The sequence below is a fragment of the Dyella sp. genome, assembly GCF_036746095.1.
In the GTDB taxonomy this organism is placed as follows: domain Bacteria; phylum Pseudomonadota; class Gammaproteobacteria; order Xanthomonadales; family Rhodanobacteraceae; genus Dyella_B.
This window is the reverse complement of sequence record NZ_DAIOEU010000063.1, coordinates 1-25847: the sequence shown is the minus strand read 5'-3', so window position 1 is coordinate 25847 and position 25847 is coordinate 1. Positions and strand designations below refer to the sequence as shown.

The following is a 25847-nucleotide window of genomic DNA, read 5'->3' as shown; positions in this document are numbered from 1 at the left end:
ACCAGGTCTTGCAACGCTTTGCGTGCAACGCGCAAATTTTTCCCGGACAGCAGTGGGCGAAAGCCGGGAGCCAGTGATTTTTGAATTTTCGCAGTCGCCAGGCGCTAGCCGTCACGAGCAACGTCGCGATGAGCCTAGGGGCGAGCCGCAGCCAACGCCAAATAGCGCTGATGCAGCGCCGCAACTTGCGGTCCCAGCGCAGCTTCCGGCCCACTGTTATCAATTACGTCATCCGCCAACGCCAGGCGGGCAGTACGGGACGCCTGGCTGGCCAGAATGCGCACGGCCAGATCCTCATCCATGCCATCGCGCAGCATCAGGCGCTGCCGTTGAACGGCTTCCGGCAGATCCACCACCACGATGCGATCCACCCAGCGGTAGTGCCCGATGTTCTCGGCCAGCAACGGAATGGCCAGCATCACATAGGGACCTTCATCCGCCTGCACCTGCTCCAGCATCCACTGCCGCACGCGCGGATGCACGATGGCTTCCAGCGTCTTGCGTGCCGAAGGATCGGCAAACACGCGCCTGCGCATCCGCGGCCGGTCCAGACGGCCATGCGAATCCAGCGCCTCAATACCGAATGCATCCACGATCGCCTGCAGCCCATCGCTGCCCGGCTGCACCACCACCCGCGAGGCCTGATCGGCGTCATACACATGCACGCCGTGCGCCTTGAAGCATTGCTCCACCGCACTCTTGCCGGCGGCGATGCCACCGGTCAGGGCCACCGTAAACGGCTTGCCCTGGCTCATCGCATCCCGCTGAAGCTCATGTACGCGTGCCACAACTGCTCACCCGCCACAAACCACACCCAGCCCGCCATGGCGATAAATGGCCCGAACGGCATCGGCACCTCCCGCCCGTGCTTGCGCAAGGCGATCAAGGTGCCGCCGACCAGTGCACCGATGAGGGACGAAAGGAGAATGGTCGGCAGCAGCGACATCGGCCCCATCCAGGCGCCGAGCGCGGCGAGCAGTTTGAAATCCCCAAACCCCATGCCCTCCTTGCCGGTGAGCAGCTTGAACAGCCAGTACACACTCCACAGACTGAGGTAGCCAATGGCGGCACCGAGGATGGCGGCGGGCGGGGCCACGAACATCTGGGTCAGGCTCAGCAACAGGCCGGCCCAGAGCAAGGGCAGGGTGATCTGGTCCGGCAGCAGTTGCGTGCGGAAATCGATGCCGGAGAGCGCCACCAATGCCCAGGTGAGGAATAGCCCCGCGAGGCCGGTCCAGGTCGGGCCGAATTTCCAGACGATGATGGCGCTTAGGATGCCGGTCAGCAGTTCGACCAACGGATATTGGATGGAGATTGGCGCCTGGCAGTAACGGCAACGACCGCGGAGCAGCACCCAGCCCAGCACCGGAATGTTGTCGTGCGCGGCCAATGGATGCTTGCAGTGCGGGCAGTGCGAACCCTCGCGCACGATGCCTGGTGGGAGGGGCTCCTCCTCTGAGAGTTCCAGGCCCAGAACCTCATGGGCTTCCCGCCGCCAGGAAGCATCCAGCCGAGCCGGCAGGCGCAGAATCACCACATTGAGAAAGCTGCCCACGAGCAGGCCCAGCACGCCGGCGATAGCGATCCAGACTGTCAGCGGCAAATCGGGCATGCAGGAACCGTAGGTATGAAAACGCGCCACATTATCGCCGCTTGGCGACAATGATGTGGCGCGTGGGATGATGTTGAGGCGGGTTAGAACGTGCCGGCGAGTTTGAAGATGGGGAGGTAGAGCGCAATGACGATGCCGCCCACCACCGTACCCAGGATCACCATCATCAGCGGCTCGAGCAAGGAGGCAAGCGAATCGACCGCGTTGCTGACTTCCTCTTCGTAGAATTCCGCGCACTTGAACAGCATGGAATCCAACGCGCCGGACTCCTCACCAATGGCGACCATCTGCACCACCATGTTCGGAAAGAGGCCAGTCTGGCGCATGGAGAGCTGCAACTGGTGACCCACTGCGATGTCATCGCGCATTTGATGGACAGCTTCCGAGTAGACAACGCTGCCGGTGGCTCCGGCTACCGCGTCCATGGCTTCCACCAGCGGCACACCCGCACGGAATGTCACGCCCAGGGTACGAGCGAAGCGCGCAATGGCCGACTGGCGAAGAATATTTCCCATGACCGGAAGCTTCAGCGACAAGCGGTCGAGGAAATGGGCGAATTTCACCGAGCGCTTCTTGGCCATGATCAACGCCACGACGCCGCCGACAGTGCCGAAGATCACGATGTACCAGTAGTCCTGCATGAAGGCCGACATCGTCACAAGCAGCTGGGTGGGTGCCGGCAGCTCTGCGCCGGCGTCTTTAAAGGTCTTGGCAAAAACCGGCACGACGAACAGCAACATGATCATGATCACAGCGACCGCCACCACCATCACCATGATGGGATAGAACAACGCCTTCTTGATCTTGCCCTTGATCGCCTCGGTTTTTTCCTTGTAGGTAGCTACCGTGTCGAGAATCGTATCGAGCACGCCGGCCGCTTCACCGGCGCGTACCAGGTTGCGGTAAAGCTCGTCGAACTGTACCGGGTATTGACCGAGCGCCTCATTGAGGGTGGAACCACCCTCGATGCTCTGCTTGACATCCGTCAGCATGGTTTTGAACCGCGGGTTCTTCTGGCCATCCGCAATGATGTCGAAGGACTGCACCATCGGGACGCCGGATGCCATCATGGTGGCAATCTGGCGGCTGAAGATAGCGACGTCTCGTGGCTTTACCGCACTGCCTGAGCCGCCAAATAGCGGCTTGGCGCGCTCTTTCACGGTTTGCGGATTCATGCCCTGCCGGCGCAGCTCGGCTTTCACCAACGAAGCATTCTTCGCCGGCATCGAACCCTTCATGCGCTTGCCGCGCTTGTCCAGCGCCACCCACTCGTAAGTGGGCATCTGCGAGACCTGCGAGCGCTGTGCGCCCTGCTGCCGGGTGTTTTTGGTGGCGGCGGTAACCGTGGCCATTGTGTCTAATCCCCCAATAATCAGATCCGCACCGGCGCACCTGGCGGCGGGCAGGCAAGATAATCACCAGCTTACGTCACTTTGGTAACCCATTTCGTGGCCCCCCGCGCAAGTCTGGTATGAAACCGGTCGCGATACTGGATCAATCCTTGGTCACGCGATCGATTTCCGCGAGGCTGGTTACGCCCGCTTTCGCCTTCAACAATGCCGACTTGCGCAGGTCGTTGATGCCTATCCTTTGCGCTACCTCGGCAATCTGCAGGGCATTGCCACCTTCCAGCACGATCTTTTGAATCTCCTCCACCATCGGCATCACCTGATAGATGCCCACGCGCCCCTTGTAGCCCTCGTTGCAATCCGGGCAACCCACAGCATCGTAAAGCTCGATGCCCTCGTCGACCTCCTGCTGGGTATAGCCGGCCGCCAACAGGGCCGGTGGAGGCAGCTCAATCCGCTTCTTACAGCTATGCAGGCGTCGTGCCAGACGCTGTGCGATCACCAGTGTGACCGAGGAAGTAATGCTGTAGGGCGGGATGCCCATGTTCATCAGGCGGGAGATGGTCTGCGGCGCATCGTTCGTATGCAGGGTAGAGAGCACCATATGGCCGGTCTGGGCGGCCTTGATGGCGATTTCCGCCGTCTCCAGGTCGCGGATTTCGCCGACCATGATCACGTCCGGGTCCTGGCGCAGGAAGGAACGTAGCGCCGCGGCAAAGGTCATGCCGCGCTTGACGTTCTGCTGCACCTGGTTGATGCCTTCCACGCGAATTTCCACCGGGTCTTCCACGGTGGAGATGTTGCGTTCGGCCGTGTTGAGAATATTCAGCGCGGTGTAGAGCGAAACCGTCTTACCCGAACCGGTAGGGCCGGTGACCAGCACCATCCCGTAGGGCTTGTGGATGGCGTCCAGGTAGAGCTTTTTCTGCGCATCCTCGTAACCCAGCTTGTCGATACCCAGCTTGGCCGAGGAACTGTCCAGGATACGCAGCACGATCTTCTCGCCGAACAGGGTCGGCAGGGTGCTGACGCGGAAATCCATGGCGTGGCTCTTGGACAGGTTGAGCTTGATACGACCGTCTTGCGGCACGCGGCGCTCAGCAATGTCCAGGCCGGCCATGACCTTCAGGCGCGAAGAGATGCGATTTGCCAGCTTCTGCGGTGGACTGGCCACGGCGCGCAGCATGCCATCCATACGCAGCCGTACTCGATATTGGTTCTCATACGGTTCGAAGTGGATATCCGAAGCGCCACGGCGAATGGCATCCACCAGGATCTTGTTAACGAACTTCACTACGGGGGCGTCGTCCCCACCGGTAGCGTCGATCCCGCCACTGCTGGACTCCCCGTCTTCGTCCACCGACTCCAGCGCCAGGTCGTCGAGGTCGCTCCCGCCCAAATCCGGTGTCACGTTGTTGAGCGTGCTGACTGCCGTATCGATGGCGCGGCTAAGCTGTGCCCGTTCAACCAGGACGGGTTCAACCATGCAATTGGAATGGAATTTAATCTCATCCAGGGCATGGAGCTGCATGGGGTCGGCAATGCCTACGAAGAGGCGCTTGCCGCGCTTCATCAGGGGCAAAGCCTGATGCTTGGTCATCAGCTCCTGGCTGATCAGGGATGTCGGCATGCTGGCTGGGGCAAGCGCCGAGACGTCGAAGATCGGCATGCCGAACTCCGCGGAGGCAATCTGTGTCAAGCGGTGGTTATCTACCAGCCCTTGGTCCAATAGCCAACCGGTCAGGGTTTTCTTTTGTTGACTTGAGTCGGTGACCGCTTTGCGGACGTCAGCTTCAGGGAGCAGGCCCTCAGAAACGAGTCGACGGGCCAGTCCGGATAGGCCAAGTGCAGTGGGCTGCGGCTGCGATGACATGATAAGACCTACCTAAATCCTCTGATTGGGCTCGAATTTAGCGCACATTTGGATGGCAGGCTATCAACTGCCGCCCTTTTTGCTATCGGATTCCCTCCCTGTCGCAGTGCCAGTGAAGTAATGGGCAATGGGTGGATGCTCGTATATCTTGATTGCCAAAAACATGCGGCGTGGGAGGCACTTGGCAGTGTCAGTTCATTTTCCACGCTATGATTCACGGACACCTGGGGAAGCAACCGTTTGAACACTCTCAGCATCATCCTTCCGGCCAAGAACGAGGCGGCTGCGCTCATTGACTTGCTGCCGCGACTTCGAGCGGCGCAACCCTTGGCCGAAATCATCGTGGTGGACGATGGGTCAACCGACGATACTCGAGCCATCTGTGAAAAACACGATGTTCAATGTCTGAGCGCGCCTTACTCCATGGGAAACGGTGCCGCCATAAAGCGTGGAGCTCGAGCTGCAAAGGGAGAGATCCTAGTTTTTATGGACGCAGATGGGCAACACGACCCGACAGACGTAACTCGGCTGCTAGATAAGCTTGAGCAAGGCCATGATATGGCTGTGGGTGCACGTGATTGGGGTAGCCAGGCGGGAATGGGAAGGGGGGTTGCTAACACTTTCTATAATTGGCTTGCCACGCGTATGACTGGGCAGTCGGTGTTGGACCTCACGTCGGGTTTTCGTGCGGTACGTGCTGGCCGCTTTAAAGAATTTTTATATCTATTGCCTAATGGATTTTCCTATCCCACGACGAGCACCATGGCTTTCTTTCGAAGTGCATATCCAGTGGCATATGTACCAATCAAGGCCGCGCAAAGAGTGGGGAAAAGCCACATCAAACCACTCCGTGATGGCATTCGATTTCTTTTAATCATTTTCAAGATCGCTACCTTGTACTCGCCAATGAAGCTGTTTATGCCAGCGAGTGCCTTTTTTTTCTTATTAGGCTGCGCTAACTACGCTTGGACATATAGTCATTATGGTCGTCTTACCAATATGAGTACGTTAATGTGGAGCGCTGCCGTTATCGTTTTTTTGATTGGTCTGGTATCCGAGCAGATTACTGCGCTGACCTATCGACGGGACGGCTGATGATAATCGGGTCGGATATTTATCGATTCCGCTTGATACATCAAAGCCTCGGGCATGGGATTTAACAATGCGACTTGGCTGGAACCTGATAGCCGCACTTGGTAACTCAGGCGCGAGTGCCCTGATCAACGTATTGGCTACGCCGTTCTATTTGCACTTCCTGGGCACAGAAGCGTACGGTCTGATTGGGTTCTTTACTACGCTGATGACTTTGCTCGCGATGCTGGATTTGGGGCTCGCTCCCACTATAAGTCGAGAGGTTGCGAGGCAAGTCGAGTTGGGGGATACGAGAAGCGCTGCCTCGCTGTTGGCTACGTTGGAACGCATTTACGTGGTTGTGGCTGTTGGCGTAGGCCTGTTGTTTTTGATTGGCGCGAACTGGATAGCCCATTCTTGGCTGCGAACGAATCATCTGTCGCCTATCGATGTCGCGCACGCTGTAATGATCATGGGCATTCTGGCAGCTTCACGCTGGCCACTAACGCTATACAGCGGTACCCTGCTCGGCGCTCAACGATTAATTTTGTTGAGCAAGGCCAATATAACTATGGTGGCTATAGGCGCGCTGGGTAGCGTCGCATTGCTTCGTTGGGTCTCTCCTACCATTAATGTTTTTTTTCTATGGCAGGCAGTCGTAAGTCTTATCTATACGACCTTGATGCGACGACATGCATGGAATGTTATAGGATATAAAGGCAATTCCCGATTTGAAATTTCGGAGCTAAAACGCATTTGGCGTTTTTCGGTGGGGCTGGGCACCCACACAATGACTGGGGCTATGCTGATGCAGGCTGATAAGCTGGCGCTTAGCAAATTAGTGCCACTAAATATTTACGGTCGCTACGCACTAGCAAGTCTGCTGGCTGGAGGGCTGTATCTCTTGGTTATGCCGACTTACAATGTTTTATCCCCAAGATTTTCGGCGCTCGTTGCTGCCGGAGAAGATGTGCGGCTTCTTAATCTGTATCGGCTTTCCACTCGTCTGCTTGCTACGCTCGTCTTTCCCGTTGCTATGGTTGTAGCGTTATATGCACAGCCATTGGTGAGAGTGTGGACGCATGATGCGGATTTAGCAGCGCAAGTTGCCCCTGTTCTTACGCTATTAATTATAGGGTCTGCGCTTCATGGGGTTATGTTTATGCCATATGCGTTGCAGTTGGCGTACGGTAACGCCAGGCTTCCGCTACTAATCAATAGCTTATTGCTGGTTATATATATGCCGCTCATTATTGCGTTTACTTTACGTTACGCTGAAATTGGGACTGCCGCGGCGTGGTTAATCCTTCATATCTTCTACGTAGTAGTAGGGGCATGGTTAACTCACAGGTATTACCTTAAGCATTACGCATGGCGTTGGGTGCTCAAGGATGTAAGTATTCCCGTAGTTTCCGCTTTATCAGTTGGGATGGCGTTTCTTTACTTCTTTGGTAAATCCGCCTTGGCAGAAGCATCGTTACCCATGTTGATTCTCGGTATATGTGTTAGTGGCGTAGGCGCGGTGGCAATTTCGCTGGCGTTTTCCCCAATGCTGCGATCAGCACTGCTCAGCCATTTTAATCCCCGGCATCTCTGATCAGCTAGGCAATCATGACAGTATCCATACGCCAAGACCCTACAGTCTGCGCGGTAGTAGTGACATTTCAGCCTGATCCGGAGGCGCTGACGGAGCTACTGCTGGCACTTTTGCCCCAGGTGACGAATATTGTCATTGTCGACAATAGTCTTCCGTCCAACACGATCGTCGAACAGTTACTGCACAAGCTACCGCCTGAACGTATTACCCTGATCAGATTGCGTGAAAATTTCGGGGTCGCCAAAGGTCTGAACGTTGGTATTGAGTGGGCGCGTACCCAAAAAGCGGACTTCGTGCTCCTAAGTGATCAGGACAGTCTGCCTGCGGAAGATATGGTGGACGGATTGCTTCAGAGTTATCAGCAGGTCTCGCAGCGAAGTGTAACAGCTGCCGCTATCGGTCCTATATTCACTGATATTCACACGGGCACTGTCTTTCCGTTTCAGGTCGATATCCCGCATAAATTTTTTTACGGACACAGTCGGCCGGGCGCTGAGCAGCCAGAGGTGGAGGCACTTACATTGATAACTTCAGGTACGCTTGTCCCTTTACCAGTTTTAGATGAGGTAGGTCTCATGCGGGAGGAGTTCTTCATAGACAAAGTGGATATAGAGTGGTGCCTGCGTGCCAAGGCAAAGGGCTTTGCCATATATGGAACGAAACGCGCAAGAATGTACCAACGCTTGGGCGAGCGCCAACTTCGTGTGTGGTTTTTGTCCTGGCGTAATATGAGTGCTTACAATCCAACACGAGTTTATTATCAGGTTCGAAATTTCTTCGGACTATGTCGTCTTCCTTATATTTCCAGGCGATGGAAGCTTCGGCATGCATGGTTCACTTTTGGAGCGGCATATAGCCAAATCGTCTTCGGCGATCAAAGGCTCGAAGCGACAAAAATGACATTGAAGGGATTGTGGCATGGTATGTGCGGACGCATGGGGGCGTTACGTCATTGATTATGACTATTTGAGCGTAGGTTTGCCGTGGCGGAGTAGAAGAACAAGTTTCTGCGGAAACCATGTACTCTGTGAAAAGAATGCGCGCCAGTGAGTGCGTCGTTTATCCATCAATTGCCGCCGCCATTGAAGTACATCCGCTCGATAACGCCATATCGCGGTGGGAAGGCCGCCATAGATTTTTTCCACTTTCGCCAGTCCGCTCCCCGTCAGCAAAAGGAATAGCGCTTCGAGGAGAAGAAGCAGCGCATGTAACGGCAATATAGCAAGGGCAAGAAGGGCGGGATAGCACATCAGCAGCACAAAAGTTTTATTGCGTTCGCTAAGTGCTCGGCGACGTACCGTCGTATTAAGTTTTCTGTCTACAATCTTTCCGCCACCAAGATTACGGCCAATCCAATGATCGAAGCCGGGGGTCGCGAGTATCGTAATCCTGTATCCCAGTAGGCGAGCCGCGAAGCAAAGGAAAATGTCCTCTGCGATAGAGCCGAACCAGGGGGGGAATCCACCCACTTCATTCCACACTTTCCTTGGTATCCAAAGGCACGCGCCCGTCGCTACACCTGCTTCGTGTGTTTCGGCGGAAAAAATAGGAATAGGGTTCAAAAAAAGATCGGCGCGATAGCCGCAGTCCACCAGGCTGCCATCAATCAGCGTGTATTGCGGTAGACCGAGAACGTCCATGTCATGTCCTGCATTGGCATATACAAACATTGCTTCCAGACTTCCCGGGCGCAATATCGCATCATTATTCAAGAGCAGGACAAATCGCCCAGCCGCGACCTCCACCATACGGTTGTTGCTAATGCAAAACCCAACATTTTTGCTGCTGTTTAGGAGCTTTACGTCGGGAAAGGCGCTTTTTATTCTGGAGGACGATTCATCCGTTGAGGCATCGTCATGTACGATGACTTCTAAAGAAAAATCGCCATGTTGTGAATAAACTGATTCCAAGCAATCCAGTACATATTCGCCGCCATTGTAGTTGGCAATGCACACGCTGATATCTATAGAGCGACCGATTGCATTCATGGGAAAGTACCGGAATGCCTTGCAACGAGCTGCTTAAGGCGCGGCGCCAGTCGCTCGGCCGCGACTCGTGTAGACAGTCTTGCATCGTAGAGCTTTCGGCCATTCGCACCGATATCCCCGAGCAAGGCGCGATGTTCGAAGGACCAACGAATAGCATCTGCAAGCGCATTGGAATTGTTCTGTTCAACCAGCAGGCAATTGTGTTTGTCGATGAAACCGATGTCGGACTCAGTCCGCCCGACAATGGTGGCCCGGCTAGCGGCGAGGCACTGAGCGGTCTTTGTGGTGATGACTCGCAGAGCTTGTTTGGTGCCTCCGAAAGGTCCGCCCAGGCAAATGCTGGCGGCAGGAATGTCACGGCTCAAAAGTTCATTAAAGGGAACCCATGGGCGATGTGTATATTGGGTGACTCTCTGCTCTTTACACATTGCGTTCAACTGTTCGCTGGAACCTCCTACAAAGTCGAAGCGTATAGGAAGATCTCGAAGCTGAGCGGCTGCGCGCACAATGACGTTGACACCATGCAATGGCAAAAACGAGCCAAAGAACAACACATTAAACGTTTCCGTCGGTATGGAGAGATTTTGCTGGACTTGCTCTAGCTCTGGCGCGCTGACTGGCACTGCACAGAATTTTTCGATAGGCAATCCGAATGTCTTTTGGTAGTACTCGATGTGAGCAGGTGTGTCGGTGAGTATAAGATCGGCGTGGCGTAAAATGCTGCGCTCAAGCCAGAAAACTAAAGGGGCGAACAGGCGCCCCTGCCACCCAAGCTTGCCTTCCTGATGAACTGCTCCATAAGGTGACATCAGCGCATCAAACACGATCGGCTTCCTTGCTAAGTATGGTAGGAACAGCCAGAAAATCTCATGGGATCGAAACCCGAACACATATACGTCAGCAGGCACGTCACGTTGTAGTTTACGCAGCGAGTGCCATGCTTCAAAGTAGCGGCGCCAGCCGGCGCTCCTATTGTGAGCAATCAATAACGTCACGTCAGGCATTTGCTCAAGTGCGCGGACGGTGCCTTGGTTGCGTGGGAAGAAGATATCGCGGTAAGCGACGATATGCACGACCCGTAAAGGAGGGTTTGCGAGGTTGCGAGCTGCGAGCTCCTGTATCTGCATGGTGCTGGGTTAGTTGATGCTATTGACTTACGAACAGGTGGATGAATGTTCAGGTGCAAGGCATGTGCTGAGATGCTCGTATGTGCCAGGCGACAGCATCAGCTTTTGTTGGGGTGTAATGCGTGAGAGTTCGTCGCGGGCTTCCTGAAACTGCCCGGTAACTATCAACAGTTTGACGAGCGTGATTTTGTAGACTGGCTCGTTGGGAGCGGCAATGGTGGCCCGTTTGAAGTAGCCAAGAGCGGAGGATTCGTCATGTAGTGCGTTCAATGCATAGTCACCAGCTTCAGAGAGCAGGCGGCCATTGGGGTTTGGATGGCTTAGCGCAGCCGCAATGGCTTCACGCATCCTGTCAGTCGGGAGATCGCAATCCTTGTCGCAAGCGCAGTTAATCAATGCGCCTAGCGCGCTTTCATCTTGCACCGTGCTTTTATGATTGCGAAGTTTGTCAATCATGCTATCCCACCATGCCTCCTTGAGAGGTAGATGCATTCGAGCGTTCATGAAAATGAGTGCTTGTTCGGGCAGGATGGATGAGTAACGCAATCTGGCTGCGCGTTCCAGTGGTGCATACGCCTTTTGCGTGAATGGCGAATTTCGATCGTAACGCGAATAGATAATGTAGGTACGTCCAAGCTCGTATTGCGCGCGCGGCGAGTTTGGGGCTCGTGCAGCCAGTTCCTCAGATAGCCGTAGGGGACTTCCCCACGCGACGGCAGTGGTCCACGTCATGCCACACCAAAGTAGCGTCAAGCCGATAAGCATGGTTCGACGAGCCAGGGGCATGCCCGCATTGGACTCTGGAACCAGGAAAGGAAACAGAGCAAGCAGCAAGCCGTAGCTGGCGAAATAATTGCGATGTTCGTATACCAGCTCAAGCGGCAGGACGGTGCCTGTCAGGAGGTGGCAGCTTAGATAGAAGCAAATGCCTAGCGCTGGAAGTGGGTAATGGCGACGTAAGGTGATCGCCGCTGCACTGAGTGCCAGTAAGATGAGAAGGCAGGGAAGAGTGGTCCACGGGGTCAGCAAACCATGCGAAACCTCAAAATCATCGTGGTAAAACGAAAGCGCATGAGGTGTAGGTGTATATGTCCAAAAAATATAATCAACCAGAATACGAGCTTCACTCAGGAGGCGAGTGCCAAGTGTGAAGTTACGTGTAACCCAAGCTGCGGGGTTGAGAAAACTGGGAGCCAGCCAGGCAAGTCCCAGTGTCATGGGCAGAACCAATACTGCCAAGAATAGCACTGCGATACGACGATCAAGCGAACTCTTCGTAGATCCATCATTTAAAAAATGTGGAGTGCGAAATCCGAATAAAATCCACTCAATTAGCAAGGCATACAGCGGAAGCATGATAGCTGTTTCTTTGGCAAGCACACCCATCCCGGCGCATGCAATGAGGCTCGCGGCACTGAGGGCAAACCCGTGCCATCCATTATCAAGTCGTCGCCCGCCGACATAGCCGATAAGACCAAGCAGTACGAAAGCATTGGCCAAGCTCTCCATGCGCTGCACAACATAGAGCACTGCGGTAAGGTTGATTGGAAGTACCAGCCACGCAAAAGTCACACATAGCGACAGCACAGTTGCTCGTTGTTGACTTACACGTAACGTGGGCAATCTCAACAACATGGATGTCAGCCAAAACAGCAATAGACCATTCACAAGGTGAATGGCTAGATTGGTGAGCTTCATCCAGAATGGATCAAGGCCAGTCGCTAGATAGTTGAGTGCAAAGCTCAACGACGAAATTGGACGTTTGAGGTCACTGGAGGGTGAAGATAGCGAGGCTCGGACCAACGAACCAAGCGTCGCGTCGGCGGGCTGCACGCCTTTGTTATCGACGATGTTGGGATAGTCATCGAAGAGAAAGCCACCATGCAGGCCACGCCAATAGAGGCCTGCAGTGATAGCACATATAAGAATAATTGCTGCCGTAGCAAGGTATCGACGCATGAATGGCATCAGCTTGAAGGTGATAATCAAGGGCTAGCATGCCGCGTCATTGCGTCAGCAAGCAATTGGTTGCGTAGGCGCGTAAGCTCTTTCGGCCAGTAATTCTGGCGGGCGAGCACCCAAGCGTGAAGATGGGGCATGCCCGGATCAGCCACTACAGCCTTGCTAGAGACGCTCAAGTAGTAGTCGAGCATGTTCAGTCCCAGCTGCGGGTAACCGCTGGAACCCAAGGCTGCGGCGGCTCTCAAGGCAAGCTCGGGCCGTACCTGGATATCGAGTGCGTGTTTGAATTCGTTGAGTGCAAGTGAGGCTTGTCCTTGAGCCAGCTCTGCCTGCGCGCGAACAAAGGCAAAATCCTGTCGGGTGCCAGGTGCCTGCAAGGCGGGGTTGGCTAAGCCTAGATCGGCCATGCGTTGCACGTCCTCAAGGCCAAGTCCGCGACATTTACCCGATTTCGCCAAGTCAAGAGCTTGATCCAGCCAGGTGGCATACAAGCTTCCGCGCAATACGGAGTTATGCACGGAAGATGCGGCGTGCGCAATTACCTGTGTGGGTACGGTGCCGATAGCACAATAGGCATCAACAAGCGTAAATGCGAGTTGCGGATCGTCAGGATGGTTGGCGATCGTGCGCTCCAGCCGCCTGATCGCGGGCAGGTAAAAGCCTTTGCTGATCTCGATGCTGGCGGCATAGGCTTGAGCACGCGGAGACTGCGGGCTGATGCGAGCCCAAAGCAAGGCTTGAGCATCAGGCTGCCCCCATTCGGTAGCTCGGAGATAAGTCATCCAGGCCAGGCCCAGTGGCAAGCTGATCAACAAGACAAGCTTTATGCCTGCAAGGATTCGGTTATCCGCTAGCCACCAAGCCAGCGGCCAGAACATCAATAATGCGGGCAGATAGTTGCGATGTTCGTAGTAAAGTTCTAAAGGAATGCTGGTGGATTCCAGCAACTGACCGGCAAAGAAAAAGGTTATGGCTAGAGTGAGTGCTGGATGTCGTCGGCGGAGTAGCCATGCAGCACTTAGCAATGACAGTAGCGCTACCAGCGCAAGCAGTGTGGATGGAGGATGAAGCAGCGAGGTCGAGGCTACATACTGATCATTGAACAAGCCACTAGACAAAGGTCGTGGTAACCAAAGCAACCGTAAATAATCCATCAATACACGCGGCTCAGAAAGAAGTCGCTGCGCAAGTGTCCAGCTTCTTCCGCTAATCACATTGCCCGCGATGATCCCGCGCGCACCTGTCCAAAGCAGGTAGCCCACAAGTAAACCGCTTGGCACACCCGCGATGAACAGGAGCAGCCTACGATAGGCAGGTAGCGTCCCGAGATTGTCGGAAGAAGGTGCTGCTGGAAAGCAGGCTTCAATGGCAAGCGCTAACAATGGCAGCAATACCCCATTGGCTTTAGCCAAAGTGCCAAGGGAGGTAAATCCGACTACGCCGACAAGGCACCAAGCAATGCCCTCAAACTTACGACCGCTTCGAAGCCAAATCTGTCGTCCATGCAGCCATGCCAATAGGCCAGCCAGTGTGCACGTAGCGGCCAGCATGGCCTCCCGTTGCACGATATAGAGAGTCGTCGACACGAACAATGGGTGCAGCATCCATAGCGCAGTGCCGGCCAAGGCGGCTTTGCGGGCTCGGTTTTTATCCTGGCGTGCCAGTTGGCCCAACGTGGATAGCAATCTCCAAAGCAGCATGCCGTTGAGCAAATGGATGAGCAGGTTGGTCCGCTTGAAAGGAAGGGGGGCAGCTGGCCAATCCTGGGCATCAAACAGAAAGGTGAGTAAGGCCAGCGGACGTCCCGTAGGATCCGCATGTCCTGAGGTGATGTAGCGGCAGAAGGAGGCCCAGTCATGTACCGAGCCCAGTGCTCCCAGAGCGTCCAGATTTCCGAAGTCATCGAACAGAAAGCCGCCGCGAAGTCCCGGCCAGTAGCAAATGACGCAAAAAAGGAGCATCAGGCCGGCAAGCAGAGCAATGGTGACGGAGTTCTTGAGCGACTGATTCAAGATGGAGCCCTTAAAAAAACAAAGGGCCGCATTGCGGCCCTTTGTTGACATATCCAATTACCAATCGATAGCAAATCGGTCAAAAAATCAGATTAGTGGCAGGAGGACGGCAAGTACTTCGGGTCGACGTCACTCTTCGTGCAGGTCCAAGCGATCGAGCCATTGCTGGGGACTGCTGACAGAATAAAATGCTTGCCATGGATAGCAGCGTTGGACGTGGTGCTGTTGAAGAGTGCCGAAATCTGCCCGTTCGTGGAGACGTCGGTGCTGGCGACATACTTGCCAGAGACGCTGGCAGCGGTAGCAATACCGGCCGAAATGTTCTGGCCGGGGAACTTGCCCGTGTTGGCATAGTACTCGGCCATAGGAGTCTTCAGGCCATCGGCCAGCACGGCGCCTTCGGAAACCTGCGCGCGAATCAGGTAGTTCTGGTAGGCCGGGATAGCAATGGCCGCCAGGATCGCGATGATCGCGACCACGATCATCAATTCGATCAGGGTGAAGCCTTTCTGGATTTTCTTCATGGTGGATCCTCTAGTGTGGTCAGCTAACCGTTTTGTTTCTTGAGCCCTAGCCCCGAATCCCCCTAGGCGGGACCGGTACCCCATGTATCGGTCAGGTTGCGACCAGAGACTCGCGAACGTTCAAGCAGCTTATATGCCATTAAATGCTTGTTCCAGGGTGTTGCTCGGCCTTGCGTGTCAGATTGTGGAGGCGGTCACGTCGACTTGTCACGAGGTGCGTACCAAGTGTCACGAGTACTGGTGCATATCTTATTGTCAATTACTTGATGGCTGACGCATTGCGTCCAATGTTGACGAAATTTGTCGATGCGGCCAGTCATTAACGGCATGAGCTAGGCAAATACATGCTGCTCAAGCTGGTGGATTTGCATGTCCACTGGATGCTGCCTGTTCCAAGGGTTGGGGAAAGTAGTAGTGTGCCGCTCTGAATGGCTGTATTGGTTCGAGGCCGGTTGTAGCTGACCTGTATCACCCCGCCAGACACGTTTACGCCGGACACGTAGGTGCCAGCAATGGAAGCTGAAGACGCCAAGCCGGCGGAGAGGTTGCTCGGAGGGTAGGTTCCGGTATTGGCCACGTAGTCCCAGACGGCGGCCTTGGCCCCGGAGGCCAAATTAATGCCTTCCGATACCTGGGCTCTGATAAGGTAATTTTGATATGCAGGCACAGCGATAGCCGCAAGAATGGCAATGATCGCAACCACAATCATCAACTCAATAAGCGTAAAACCTCGTTCGACTGCCGACTGGCTCATGGCTTTCCCCCTGTGTAGATGCGGAACACAAAGCACAGCCCATACCAGCAAAAGCAACGATTGCTGTATCTGTGATCGATTTCGCTAATTGTGGATTGTCAGGCGACAGGGCGGCGATGGCGCTTCACCCAAGCACAGATTTGCCACATTGCAATAGTTGCCAGTGCAATTTCCACACCCCTGAATGGAATGGCGTAACGAGGCTCGGCTTGTAGTACCGAGTAGATCAGAGTTGAATAAAGAGCCATAAGCGCCAGTGCTGCCGCCATTCCTCCGGTGCTCGTCTTGCGCAGCAGCGATGTTAGGCAGCCCCATGCCGCGAACAGCATCAAAAGGGGATTGGCGGCATGGCATAGCGCTGCCACAGCCCGTAAAAACAAGTTATAGCTAAAGGGTGAGTGCAGCGTTGGATAGATATAGATATCACCCTGTCCTATTTGGATGTCCCATCCCCATAGCTGCATCGGCTTGCTTAAGTACCAGAAGAAGTAGTGCGCAGGCGCTTGCTGGAAACGCGTCAATATGGCTTTTGCACCGGAAGCGGGTTGCTCACGGAGCAAGTTGGCCTCCTCCAGGATCTGCTCTTGCATGCGCTTGGCTAGCTGATTTCCCCCGACATAAGCGCGCCAACTCGAGTGGTATTCCGGCCATGATCCTTGTACAAAATTGATCAGAGCCCTTCCTCCAGAGGTTTCGTTGGATGCGGGAAGCTGCATATTGCGAACCTGCCACGTAGCGGGCAGCAACAGCCCTGCTGCTGCCAATGCCAGAGCAGATTTTCGATCCAGATATCGCAGACCATATAGTCCCGCCGCAAGTAAGAGTGCAAAAGGGATGAGCATGGCGTTCGTCAATGCCGCTGTGCCGAAACCAAGGCCGCACAAGATGGGCCATAGATATCCCTTTCGGTTCAGGGTAAAGCTCAGCAAGAAAAGCGATAACGAACACAGGAAGGCGAACAGGGTTTCGCTTAACAGGTAACTGCAGACCGTTACGCTGTGTGGCCACACGGCCATAAACAATCCTCCGCCTAAGAGCCACCGCTCCGGTAGATGGTGGCGCAGTGCGGAAAGCAGCAACGGAATCGTGACAGCGCCAAGCAATGCTTGTGCTGCCAATATGGCCGAATACCATTTTTCCCCGACATGGCCAAAAAGCAAAAGCCAGCCTGCCAGAAAACACGGATAGCCGGGATCCCTGTAACTGTCACCCACGACGGCGGGGTTGTCTGGTGGAGTGATCGAGAATGCATGTCGATGGACCATATTCCAGGCCGCGGTCACGTACTGTATGGCGTCACCTCGAATGGGATGATCCACCACGGCACTGAAAGCAAAATAAGCTCGCAGGAAAAATGCGAGCAAAGCAATGAAAAGAAGAGCCCATCTCCAGTATCGAGCCATGTGTTGTGCGGTTATCTGGAGCGATGGTGCTTTCAGGTTTTTTGATGCTTCCATGATGGCGTCGGTTCACCTGGCCAGGATGGCGCTGAGCACTATCAGCATGATCATGGCCGTACGCGGGACGATAGCGCACTTGCCGCACGATGTGGTGTCAGAGAACATTACGCGCTTGCCCCTGGTTTAAGCCACGCAAAATTATCGTAGAAGTGGGCCATCGGCAATGAGAGCCAATACGCTGTTGATGTGCGACGGCGAATAAGTATCCGAGAATCTGATAAGGGAGTAAGCATGAAAGCTTTGTTTGCAGCGATGTTCTTGGCTCTGCCTGCCATGTCGATGGCCACGAGCACGTCGTCAGGCGGCACGCTTATTGACAATCATTCGCCGCACCCGTTCAGCATCAACGACTTGGTGATGATGGACCGTGTTAGCGATCCGCAGTTATCTCCTGACAGTCGGTACGCCGCCTACAGCCTTCGCAGCACCGATTACGCCGGTAACAAGGGCATCAATGCCATCTACGTGCAAGACCTTACCCAGTCCGGCTACAAGCCGACCAAAGTGGCAACCAAGGGCTCGTCCCCGCGCTGGTCACCGGATGGCCACAGTCTTTATTACGTCGCTCAGGCTAACGACATAGCGCAGCTGTGGCGCCTGGATTTTTCGGTTGGCAAGCATGGTCTTGAGCTGGTAAACGCCTCGGCACCAGTGCAAGTCAGCCATGGGCAGCTTGACATCGACGCCTACAAACTCTCGCCGGACGGCAAGAGCGTGCTGCTCTCCTACGCCGTCTTCGCCGATTGCAACGACCTGGCATGCACCAAGGAACACCTGGATGGCCGGGCCAAAGACAAGTCCACCGGCACGGTCTACCAAAAGCTGTTCGTACGCCACTGGGATACGTGGGCGGATGGTCGCCGCAGTCAGCTCTACGTCGCCCACTTCGGTGCGGACGGTAACCTGCCGGCGGAGCCGACCTTGCTGAGCCGCGGCATCGATGGTGACGTACCCAGCAAGCCCTTCGGTGACGATAGCGAATTCGCCTTCTCGCCCGACAGCAACACGGTGTACTTCAGCGCACGTATCGCCGGCAACAGCGAGGCATGGTCTACCAACTTCGATGTCTACAAGGTCCCGGCAGATGCCAGCGCCACGCCGCAGAACCTTACCGATGTCAACAAGGCCTGGGATGCCTATCCCGTGCCTTCGCCCGATGGCAAAACGCTCTACTACCTCGCCATGAAAACGCCCGGTTTCGAAGCTGACCGCTTCGGCATCATGGCGCTGGACCTTGTCACCGGCGCAACGCATGAAGTCGATCCTTCCTGGGATCGCTCCGCCGGTGGCATGCAGATCAGCGCCGACGGCAAAACCCTGTTCGTCACCGCAGACGACGAAGGTCAGCACCCGCTCTTTGCCGTAGACGCAGCCAGCGGCAAGGTAGAGAAGCTGGTAGGCAGCGGCGCTGTGAGCGGTTATACAGTCGTCGGGAAGCGCATCCTGCTGGCGCGGGACGACCTCAAGCATCCATCCGACCTCTACACCGTCAACCTCGAAGGCGAGGACCTCAAGCAGGTCACGCACTTCAACAACGAGCGCTTAAAGAACGCCAAGATGGGCGATACGGAATTCTTCACCTTCAAAGGCTGGAACAACGAAATTGTGCAGGGCTACGTGGTGAAGCCGGTTGATTACAAGGCCGGCCACAAATACCCAGTTGCCTTCATCATCCACGGCGGTCCGCAAGGTGCCATGAACGACGACTGGAGCTATCGCTGGAACCCGCAGACCTACGCGGGCCAGGGCTTCGCCGTGGTCACCATCAACTTCCATGGCTCCACGGGTTATGGCCACGCGTTCACTGATTCCATCTCCGGTGATTGGGGCGGCAAGCCGCTGGAAGACCTCAAGCTCGGCTGGCAAACCGCGCTGGGCAAATATCACTTCCTGGACGGCGACCGTGCCTGCGCACTGGGCGCCAGCTACGGCGGCTACATGACCTACTGGATTGCCGGCGTGTGGAACAAGCCGTGGAAGTGCCTGGTCGATCACGACGGTGTGTTTGATGTGCGCATGATGTACTACGCCACCGAAGAACTGTGGTTCGAAGAACGTGAAAACGGCGGTGCACAATTCGATGTGCCTCAGAACTACGAGAAATTCAATCCCATCAATCACGTCAAGGATTGGCGCGTGCCCACGCTGGTGGTCCACTCCGGCAATGACTTCCGGATTCCCATTACTCAAGGTCTGGGCGCCTTTACCGCACTTCAGCGTCAGGGCATCCCGAGTGAATTCCTCACATTTCCAGATGAAAATCATTGGGTGCTGAAACCGCAGAATAGCGTGCAGTGGCATGAGACAGTCAACGCGTGGCTGAAGAAGTGGACGGCGCAAGATGCGGAGTCCAATAAGCCATAGCTCGGTCCTATTTCCCTCTCCCATCTGGGAGAGGGAAAGATAAATGGATCTCGAAAGCAAAAAATGGATCGAGGTATGTGCTGCGTTTACAGCCACCTTGCACGTTTGAGCCAAAGATAAATGGTACCCACGACACAAGCCACCAAGCCCATGGCTGCTGGGTAAGCCCATGGCTGGCTGAGCTCCGGCATATGCGTGAAGTTCATACCGTACCAGCTTGTTATTAGCGTCGGTGCGGCGAGCATCGCGGCCCAGCCGGCGAGTTTTTTCATGACCTCGTTCTGGCCGAACGTGACCAGAGATAGATTGACGTTGATCGCCGCAGCAAGCATCTCGCGCATTGCGCTGATGGATTCGTTGACTCGGAACACGTGGTCGTAGACGTCGCGGAAATAGGCGCGCAGGTCGTCGGGGATGAAGCCGGGGTGGAGGCGGGTGAGTTGGCTGATGACGTCTTGCATGGGGGCGGCGGCCAGGCGCAGGGTCATCAGGTCGCGCTGCATGTCGTAGAGGCGGCGGACGGTGTTGCGATTGAGGGTGTCGGCGAAGATGTCTTGTTCCAGTTCCTGCAGTTCTTCGCGGAAGTCGCGCACGATGGGGAGCAGGTTGTCGACGATGAAGTCGAGCACGGCGTACAGGCCGTAGCTGGGGCCGAGTGCCAGCAGCTCCGGGGTTTTCTCGCAGGCGTGGCGGGCGGGTTTGTAGGAAAGCGATGCGCCATGCCGGACGGTGATGAGATAGCGCTTGCCGAGGAAGATGTGGGTTTCGCCGAAGGCGATGCGGCTGCTGATGAGTTGGGCGGTTTGTACGACGATGAACAGTGAGTCGCCGTAGGTTTCGATCTTGGTGCGTTGATGGGCTTGCTGGGCGTCTTCGATGGCCAGGTCGTGGAGGTCGAATTCTTCTTGCAGTTTCAGCAGTAGGGGGCTGTCGGGTTCGTGCAGGCCCACCCAGACGAAGGTCTCTGGGTCTTTGAGGACTTCGCTGATGTCATCGATGCTGATGTCGCGCAGGCGTGTGCCGTCGTTTCGGTAGGCGACGCAGTTGACCACCATGGGGTTGGCGGCCGGAGTTGTAGCGGATGCATCTTGAATAGACATGATTTCGATCATCCAGCGTGTTGATGCGGCTGACAATGAGGCAAATGCATGAGTCGAGGTGCGCATCCGTCGCAATGCAAGATCAAGATGGATTCCCGCTTTCGCGGGAATGACGGCTTTATAGTGTTTTACGTAGGCTCCAGGCGAGGGTGAGCCAGCAGGGGAGCGCGAACAATATCCAAGGCAGGTTCTGTTGGACGACGCCAGGTAGCAGATGCAGCAGCAGGGCGATGAGTAGCGCGAGCAACTGCAGCATGAGCGCGCCATTGGCGAAACGAGATGGAGCAATGTTTCTGCGCTTACGCCATACCGAACGCATCAACATGAATGCGAGCGGATTGAAGAGTAAGAGGTTGGCGTTGGCCCAGGCTGAATGATGGCTGGTGAGGGTCCATAGCATCAGCATGACGAGGCCGACGAGGCCGGCGAGTAGCAGGTACAGGCTGCCGAGCAGAGCATAGGCGGTGCGGGCGTATCGCCATGTAGCGACAATCAACGCAGCGATGATCAGGCCGGCTATGCCTAGCGGAATACGCAGGTCGGGTGGTGTAGTCGGCGGCGTGCTGAGGCGGTTGGGAGACAGCAGGGTTTCGCTTTGTACGAGCGGTTGTGTGCCGCCCTGGCCATCCGCAACCGTGATGTTGCGAATGTTCTTTTGCAGTTCTTCCGGCAGGAAGCTTTCGTGCCATGCGTCGAGTGGGTGGTCAGCGTAAGGGCCCAGGCCGAGATCGAGAATCAGCATCAACCATGGTTGTGCGCTCATCAGGCGCACGGTTTGCTGCCGGTAGGTCATGCCGCCGGGGAGTTTTGTGAGGCGTGCCTTGATGACGCCGCCCAGCGCGCGGTCGAGCGCATCGCGTACGCGGGTGGTGCAGTTGTCGATGTAGTAGTCGTAGTTGTAGGTGGCGTTTTCGGGGCGCAGGTTCCAGAACAGGAAGTCGCGCAGGGCGGCGGCTTGTTGTGGGGTGAGTGCGAGTTTTTGTTTGGTGACGGAGCGGCCGGCTTGGGCGTAGAAGGCTTCTTCGTCGGCGGTGGTTTCGGCGTCGATCAGGTAGTGCATCTGGCCGCGGGCGAAGTTGAAGAAGAAATTTTTCTCATCGAAGTTGAAGACGCCGTAGTTGAAGTCGACTTCTTCACCGCTGGCGGTGTCGCGCAGTTCGATGGCGTCGTGGCCGAAGCGTTCCCAGTAGATGTCGCCTGGGCCATAGGTGATGAGGGAGACTTCCAGGTTTTCGCCGGGGGTGTCGGCGACGCCGGCGTAGGCGGGGAGGATCGCGCTGCACAGGAGGGTGAGGGCGATGAGGAGGATGCGGCCGGCCTTGGTCATGCGGTTGGGTGATGATTTTGGGGACGGGTTAGGGTAGCGGATGTGGGTGACTGGTGTGGTTGGTGATGATCGCTTGCACCGCCGTTTGCTATGGCTCGTCTCGAAGTTTGAGCTTTAGCCCATCGTCATTCCGGCGAAAGCCGGAATCCAGTTAAATGCGTCGTGCGAAGCACTCGAAAGCATGTATATCGAGTGCTTCGCACAGCATGTTTGTACTGGATTCCGGCTTTCGCCGGAATGACGTGAGGGGGTAGGGGTTCTCTTGCGAAGGTGCTCCTCACCCCAGCCCTCTCCCAGGCGAGGAGAGGGGATTTGTTCCAAGCAATAAGGTGGGATTACCGCCGCACGACGCGGAATTGCTGCACGCGTCGATCATCCGCCTGGGTCACCCGGAATTCGAAGCTGCCGATGTCGATCTGTTCGCCCGCCTCCGGAAGGTGGCCGAATTCGGCGGTGACCATGCCGCCAACGGTGTCGAATTCCTCGTCGGAGAAGGCGGCGCTCACTTCTTCGTTGAAGTCGGCGATGGGGGTGAGGGCGTCGACGATCCATTCGCCTTCGGCCTGGGCGCGCACGAGGTTGGGTTCTTCCTCGTCGTCGTGTTCGTCGTCGATTTCGCCGACGATTTCTTCCAGCACGTCCTCGATGGTGACCAGTCCGGCGACGCCGCCGTATTCGTCCACCACCAGCGCCATGTGGTTGCGGCTGCGGCGGAATTCGGCCAGCAGCACGTTCAGGCGCATGGATTCGGGGATCAGCACGGCCGGGCGCAGGATGGTGCGCAGGTCGAAGTCGTGGCCGTTGCCGAAGGTCTTGAGCAGGTCCTTGGCCAGCAGGATGCCGAGGATGTCGTCCTTGTCTTCGCCGTGCACGGGGAAGCGGGAGTGGCCGGATTCCACCACGGCGGCAAGGATGTCGGGGAGCGGGGAGTCCACGTCGATCATCACGATCTGGACGCGGGGCACCATCACGTCGTCGACGTTGAGCTCGGTGACTCGCAGCGCGCCTTCCAGCATGGGAAGGGTGTCGGCGCTCAGCAGGCCGTTGGCCTGGGCGGTCCGCAACTCGTCGATCAGTTCTTCGCGGTTGCGCGGTTCGCCGGAAAACAGATGGCCCAGTCGATCCCACCATTTTCGGGGGACGGGGCCGCTGGTACTGCCAGGGTCCTCGTTCATTACTCTTGAAAAAACAGCCCAAGTGGGGCGGGAAAATGAGTCTAGCGGAAAAACCGTGACAATTCAGAGCTTAGGGGAGGTGGACTGCAGCGCGGAAGTCACGGGGCGGGATGCCGGCCTGGGGGCGAGCTTGGTGGCTATCAAGCTAAGCGGTGGTGTTCGCACAGAGCGTAAGTCACTGGGCCCCGGCGTTCGCCGGGGTGACGTTAAGGCTGGTAGGGGTTGGGGATGCCCAAGCCTTTGAGGACGCGCGTTTCCAGGGCTTCCATCTTTTCCGCTTCGGCTTCCTCGATATGGTCGTAGCCGAGCAGGTGCAGCACACCGTGCACGGTAAGGTGCGCCCAATGGTGGGTTATGGGCTTGTCCTGTTCGGCAGCCTCGCGGCGGACGACGGGGGCGCAGATGGCGATATCGCCGAGCAAAGGCAGGCGTACGCCTGGCGGCAGGTCCGTGGGAAAGGACAGCACGTTGGTGGCGTAGTCCTTGCCACGATAGGTGCGGTTGAGCGCGCGGCCTTCCCGCGTGCCGACGATGCGGATCGATAGCTCCGCCGCCCGTCGCCGGCGCGCACCGGCCAGGGCCGCCTCCGTCCAGCGGCGGAAGCTGGCAGGCGAGGGCACGCCTGCGCGGGGTATGCCATAGCTGAGGTGCACGATGGCCAGCGGCTCGCGCATGCCGATCAGCTCCCGCGCCCGGGTTTGCTGTTCGCGTTCCCCGCTCCCTGTTCGTCCTTCTCGACTTCCTCGAACGCCTCGTACGCCCGCACGATCTTCGCCACCAGCGGATGGCGCACTACGTCGCGCGAGGTGAAGAACGTAAAGCTGATGCCATCCACGCCGCGCAGCACTTCCACGGCGTGGCGCAAGCCGGAGCGCACGTGGCGGGGCAGATCGATCTGGCTGACGTCGCCGGTGATCACGGCGACGGAACCGAAACCGATGCGGGTGAGGAACATCTTCATCTGTTCGACGGTAGTGTTCTGCGCTTCGTCGAGAATCACGTAGGAATCGTTGAGCGTGCGGCCACGCATATACGCAAGCGGTGCGATCTCGATCACGTTGCGCTCGATCAGCTTGGCCACTTTTTCGAAGCCGAGCATTTCGTACAGCGCGTCGTACAGCGGGCGCAGGTAGGGGTCTACTTTTTGCGAGAGATCGCCGGGCAGGAAGCCGAGTTTTTCACCGGCTTCCACCGCCGGGCGCACGAGCAGGATGCGCTGCACGCGGTTGGCTTCCAATGCTTCTACTGCACAGGCTACGGCGAGATATGTCTTGCCGGTACCAGCAGGGCCGACGCCGAAATTGATGTCGTGGGTGCTGATCGCATGCAGGTAGCGTGCCTGGTTCGGGCCGCGGCCCTTGATCACGCCGCGCTTCACCTTGATGGTGACCTCCTGCGCGCTTTCGGCCGCTTCTTCCACGATCGATTCGATGCCGGAGTCAGCCAGGTGCAGGTTGATCTTGGGGCCGGTGAGCGCTTCGTTTTCGGTGGCGGCGTAGAGCGCGCGCAGCACTTTTTCGCCGGCGCGCGCGGCGGGTTCATCGCCGATCACCTGGAACAGATTGCCGCGATGGTCGATTTCTACCCCAAGACGCAGTTCCACTTGGCGCAGGTGCTCGTCGAACGGGCCGCACAGGTTGGCGAGCCGGGCGTTGTCTTCCGGATCGAGGGCGAAATCGCGTTGGTTCAAACCGTTGGTCATAGACAGGGATGCTTGGTTTTTGGACGTTGGTGGGATCGTGTTCTGCGCTCATTGACGCGCGTGATCGTTGGAACGTCGTAGGTTTTTTATGCCGTCATTCCCGCGAAAGCGGGAATCCATTTTTGCTTGTTGCCTAAGAGCAAGTGGATTGCCGCTTTCGCGGTAATGACGGCAGTGAATTAATGCAGATGGCGATATTACGCCGCTTCGCTTTCCGTACCGGCAACACGCCCACGCAGCGAATTGGTCATGGCTTCGGTAATAGCCACGTCCACGAACTGGCCGATCAGGCGCGCAGGCCCCGGGAAGTTCACATAGCGCATGTTCTCGGTGCGGCCGGTGACTTCGTTCGCGTTTTTCTTGCTGGGCTTTTCCACCAGCACGCGCTGCACCGTGCCGACCATCGCTTCGTTGATCTTGCGCGCGTTTTCGTTGAGCACCGCTTGCAGGCGTGCCAGGCGTTCGCTCTTCATCGCAGTCGGCGTGTCGTCGGCAAGATTGGCGGCCGGTGTGCCGGGGCGGGCGGAGAAGATGAAGGAGAAGCTCTGGTCGAAGCCGACGTCGTCGATCAGCTTCATGGTTTTCTCGAAATCCGCATCCGTTTCACCCGGGAAGCCGACGATGAAGTCGGACGAGATGCAGATATCCGGGCGCACCGCACGCAACTTGCGAATTTTTTGCTTGAACTCCAGCGCCGTGTAGCCGCGCTTCATCGCCGCCAGGATGCGATCCGAACCGGCCTGCACCGGCAGGTGCAGGAAGTTCGCCAGCTTCGGTACGTTGGCATAGGCCTCCACCAGCGAGTCGGAGAACTCCAGCGGATGCGAGGTGGTGAAGCGGATGCGGCCGA

At 56.6% G+C, this 25847-nt stretch carries 21 protein-coding genes; 4 read left to right on the top strand and 17 right to left on the bottom strand.

From position 1 onward, the window contains the following. Positions 1 to 134: 134 nt before the first annotated feature. The 4 genes from coaE to pilB all read right to left on the bottom strand — a co-directional run bounded on the left by coaE (position 135) and on the right by pilB (position 4834). Complete coding sequence (coaE, locus tag V7M64_RS18935; RefSeq protein ID WP_333681307.1) at positions 135 to 755, bottom strand: dephospho-CoA kinase; 621 nt, start codon at positions 753 to 755, stop codon at positions 135 to 137. After that, positions 752 to 1612 (bottom strand): A24 family peptidase, encoded by an 861-nt coding sequence (locus V7M64_RS18930; protein ID WP_333681305.1) that lies wholly within the window; start codon positions 1610 to 1612, stop codon positions 752 to 754. The genes coaE and V7M64_RS18930 overlap by 4 nt, the downstream gene beginning before the upstream one ends. Before the next feature lie 83 nt (positions 1613 to 1695). Continuing rightward, a complete protein-coding gene (locus V7M64_RS18925) occupies positions 1696 to 2964 on the bottom strand; it encodes a type II secretion system F family protein (protein WP_333681304.1) in 1269 nt (422 codons plus the stop codon). 142 nt (positions 2965 to 3106) lie between these two features. Further along, positions 3107 to 4834 carry a type IV-A pilus assembly ATPase PilB gene (pilB, locus tag V7M64_RS18920; protein WP_333681303.1) on the bottom strand — a complete coding sequence of 576 codons (1728 nt, stop codon included), beginning with the start codon at positions 4832 to 4834 and terminating at the stop codon, positions 3107 to 3109. Positions 4835 to 5074: 240 nt separating this feature from the next. Between pilB and V7M64_RS18915 the strand changes: the two genes are divergently transcribed. The 3 genes from V7M64_RS18915 (at position 5075) to V7M64_RS18905 (ending at position 8458) form a co-directional block, all read left to right on the top strand. After that, entirely contained in the window at positions 5075 to 5929 is an 855-nt protein-coding gene (locus V7M64_RS18915; RefSeq protein WP_333681302.1) for a glycosyltransferase family 2 protein, read from the top strand. A 67-nt stretch (positions 5930 to 5996) separates the two neighbouring features. After that, positions 5997 to 7502 carry an oligosaccharide flippase family protein gene (locus tag V7M64_RS18910; protein ID WP_333681300.1) on the top strand — a complete coding sequence of 502 codons (1506 nt, stop codon included), beginning with the start codon at positions 5997 to 5999 and terminating at the stop codon, positions 7500 to 7502. 14 nt (positions 7503 to 7516) lie between these two features. After that, positions 7517 to 8458, top strand: coding sequence for a glycosyltransferase family 2 protein (locus V7M64_RS18905; protein WP_333681298.1), 942 nt, complete (start codon positions 7517 to 7519; stop codon positions 8456 to 8458). A gap of 6 nt (positions 8459 to 8464) precedes the next feature. Here V7M64_RS18905 and V7M64_RS18900 read toward each other — a convergent pair whose 3' ends face one another. From V7M64_RS18900 to V7M64_RS18870, 7 genes are all read right to left on the bottom strand, one after another. After that, complete coding sequence (locus V7M64_RS18900) at positions 8465 to 9490, bottom strand: glycosyltransferase family 2 protein (protein ID WP_333681296.1); 1026 nt, start codon at positions 9488 to 9490, stop codon at positions 8465 to 8467. Continuing rightward, the gene (locus V7M64_RS18895) at positions 9487 to 10617 is read right to left on the bottom strand and encodes a glycosyltransferase (RefSeq protein WP_333681294.1); all 1131 of its coding nucleotides are present in this window, start codon (positions 10615 to 10617) and stop codon (positions 9487 to 9489) included. The genes V7M64_RS18900 and V7M64_RS18895 overlap by 4 nt, the downstream gene beginning before the upstream one ends. A 27-nt stretch (positions 10618 to 10644) precedes the next feature. Continuing rightward, the gene (locus tag V7M64_RS18890) at positions 10645 to 12606 is read right to left on the bottom strand and encodes a hypothetical protein (RefSeq protein WP_333681293.1); all 1962 of its coding nucleotides are present in this window, start codon (positions 12604 to 12606) and stop codon (positions 10645 to 10647) included. Further along, positions 12603 to 14591 (bottom strand): tetratricopeptide repeat protein, encoded by a 1989-nt coding sequence (locus V7M64_RS18885; RefSeq protein WP_333681292.1) that lies wholly within the window; start codon positions 14589 to 14591, stop codon positions 12603 to 12605. Before V7M64_RS18885 ends, V7M64_RS18890 begins: the two co-directional genes overlap by 4 nt. Positions 14592 to 14683: 92 nt before the next feature. Continuing rightward, on the bottom strand, positions 14684 to 15115 hold the full coding sequence (locus tag V7M64_RS18880) for a pilin (protein ID WP_333681291.1): 432 nt from the start codon (positions 15113 to 15115) through the stop codon (positions 14684 to 14686). A 319-nt stretch (positions 15116 to 15434) separates the two neighbouring features. Beyond that, positions 15435 to 15869 carry a pilin gene (locus V7M64_RS18875; protein WP_333681290.1) on the bottom strand — a complete coding sequence of 145 codons (435 nt, stop codon included), beginning with the start codon at positions 15867 to 15869 and terminating at the stop codon, positions 15435 to 15437. Between the two features lie 98 nt (positions 15870 to 15967). Beyond that, complete coding sequence (locus V7M64_RS18870) at positions 15968 to 17326, bottom strand: hypothetical protein (protein WP_333681289.1); 1359 nt, start codon at positions 17324 to 17326, stop codon at positions 15968 to 15970. Positions 17327 to 17560: 234 nt separating this feature from the next. On the opposite strand from V7M64_RS18870, the gene V7M64_RS18865 reads away from it, so the two are divergent. Further along, positions 17561 to 19693 (top strand): S9 family peptidase, encoded by a 2133-nt coding sequence (locus tag V7M64_RS18865; protein WP_333681288.1) that lies wholly within the window; start codon positions 17561 to 17563, stop codon positions 19691 to 19693. Positions 19694 to 19779: 86 nt separating this feature from the next. Here the strand turns inward: V7M64_RS18865 and corA are convergent, their stop codons facing one another. From corA to V7M64_RS18835, 6 genes are all read right to left on the bottom strand, one after another. Beyond that, positions 19780 to 20793 (bottom strand): magnesium/cobalt transporter CorA, encoded by a 1014-nt coding sequence (gene corA / locus V7M64_RS18860; RefSeq protein WP_333681286.1) that lies wholly within the window; start codon positions 20791 to 20793, stop codon positions 19780 to 19782. A 118-nt stretch (positions 20794 to 20911) separates the two neighbouring features. After that, positions 20912 to 22120 (bottom strand): DUF4105 domain-containing protein, encoded by a 1209-nt coding sequence (locus V7M64_RS18855; RefSeq protein WP_333681285.1) that lies wholly within the window; start codon positions 22118 to 22120, stop codon positions 20912 to 20914. 335 nt (positions 22121 to 22455) lie between these two features. Next, a complete protein-coding gene (locus V7M64_RS18850; protein ID WP_333681284.1) occupies positions 22456 to 23295 on the bottom strand; it encodes a transporter associated domain-containing protein in 840 nt (279 codons plus the stop codon). A 206-nt stretch (positions 23296 to 23501) separates the two neighbouring features. Next, positions 23502 to 23969 (bottom strand): rRNA maturation RNase YbeY, encoded by a 468-nt coding sequence (gene ybeY / locus V7M64_RS18845; protein ID WP_333681283.1) that lies wholly within the window; start codon positions 23967 to 23969, stop codon positions 23502 to 23504. A 5-nt stretch (positions 23970 to 23974) separates the two neighbouring features. Then, on the bottom strand, positions 23975 to 24997 hold the full coding sequence (locus V7M64_RS18840) for a PhoH family protein (RefSeq protein WP_333681281.1): 1023 nt from the start codon (positions 24995 to 24997) through the stop codon (positions 23975 to 23977). Between the two features lie 197 nt (positions 24998 to 25194). Continuing rightward, the coding region (locus V7M64_RS18835; RefSeq protein ID WP_333681279.1) for a TRAM domain-containing protein at positions 25195 to 25847 on the bottom strand (653 nt) is incomplete at its 5' end.

Bases quoted from the DNA above. Each gene is read 5' to 3' on its own strand.
- ybeY (WP_333681283.1), bottom strand. From the start codon at position 23,969: ATGCGCGAGCCGCTGGCCATCGTGCACCTCAGCTATGGCATACCCCGC.
- V7M64_RS18925 (WP_333681304.1), bottom strand. From the start codon at position 2,964: ATGGCCACGGTTACCGCCGCCACCAAAAACACCCGGCAGCAGGGCGCA.
- V7M64_RS18905 (WP_333681298.1), top strand. From the start codon at position 7,517: ATGACAGTATCCATACGCCAAGACCCTACAGTCTGCGCGGTAGTAGTG.
- V7M64_RS18850 (WP_333681284.1), bottom strand. From the start codon at position 23,295: ATGAACGAGGACCCTGGCAGTACCAGCGGCCCCGTCCCCCGAAAATGG.
- V7M64_RS18875 (WP_333681290.1), bottom strand. From the start codon at position 15,869: ATGAGCCAGTCGGCAGTCGAACGAGGTTTTACGCTTATTGAGTTGATG.
- V7M64_RS18870 (WP_333681289.1), bottom strand. From the start codon at position 17,326: ATGGAAGCATCAAAAAACCTGAAAGCACCATCGCTCCAGATAACCGCA.
- V7M64_RS18880 (WP_333681291.1), bottom strand. From the start codon at position 15,115: ATGAAGAAAATCCAGAAAGGCTTCACCCTGATCGAATTGATGATCGTG.
- corA (WP_333681286.1), bottom strand. From the start codon at position 20,793: ATGTCTATTCAAGATGCATCCGCTACAACTCCGGCCGCCAACCCCATG.
- V7M64_RS18910 (WP_333681300.1), top strand. From the start codon at position 5,997: ATGCGACTTGGCTGGAACCTGATAGCCGCACTTGGTAACTCAGGCGCG.
- pilB (WP_333681303.1), bottom strand. From the start codon at position 4,834: ATGTCATCGCAGCCGCAGCCCACTGCACTTGGCCTATCCGGACTGGCC.
- V7M64_RS18900 (WP_333681296.1), bottom strand. From the start codon at position 9,490: ATGAATGCAATCGGTCGCTCTATAGATATCAGCGTGTGCATTGCCAAC.
- V7M64_RS18855 (WP_333681285.1), bottom strand. From the start codon at position 22,120: ATGACCAAGGCCGGCCGCATCCTCCTCATCGCCCTCACCCTCCTGTGC.
- coaE (WP_333681307.1), bottom strand. From the start codon at position 755: ATGAGCCAGGGCAAGCCGTTTACGGTGGCCCTGACCGGTGGCATCGCC.
- V7M64_RS18840 (WP_333681281.1), bottom strand. From the start codon at position 24,997: ATGACCAACGGTTTGAACCAACGCGATTTCGCCCTCGATCCGGAAGAC.
- V7M64_RS18895 (WP_333681294.1), bottom strand. From the start codon at position 10,617: ATGCAGATACAGGAGCTCGCAGCTCGCAACCTCGCAAACCCTCCTTTA.
- V7M64_RS18930 (WP_333681305.1), bottom strand. From the start codon at position 1,612: ATGCCCGATTTGCCGCTGACAGTCTGGATCGCTATCGCCGGCGTGCTG.
- V7M64_RS18865 (WP_333681288.1), top strand. From the start codon at position 17,561: ATGAAAGCTTTGTTTGCAGCGATGTTCTTGGCTCTGCCTGCCATGTCG.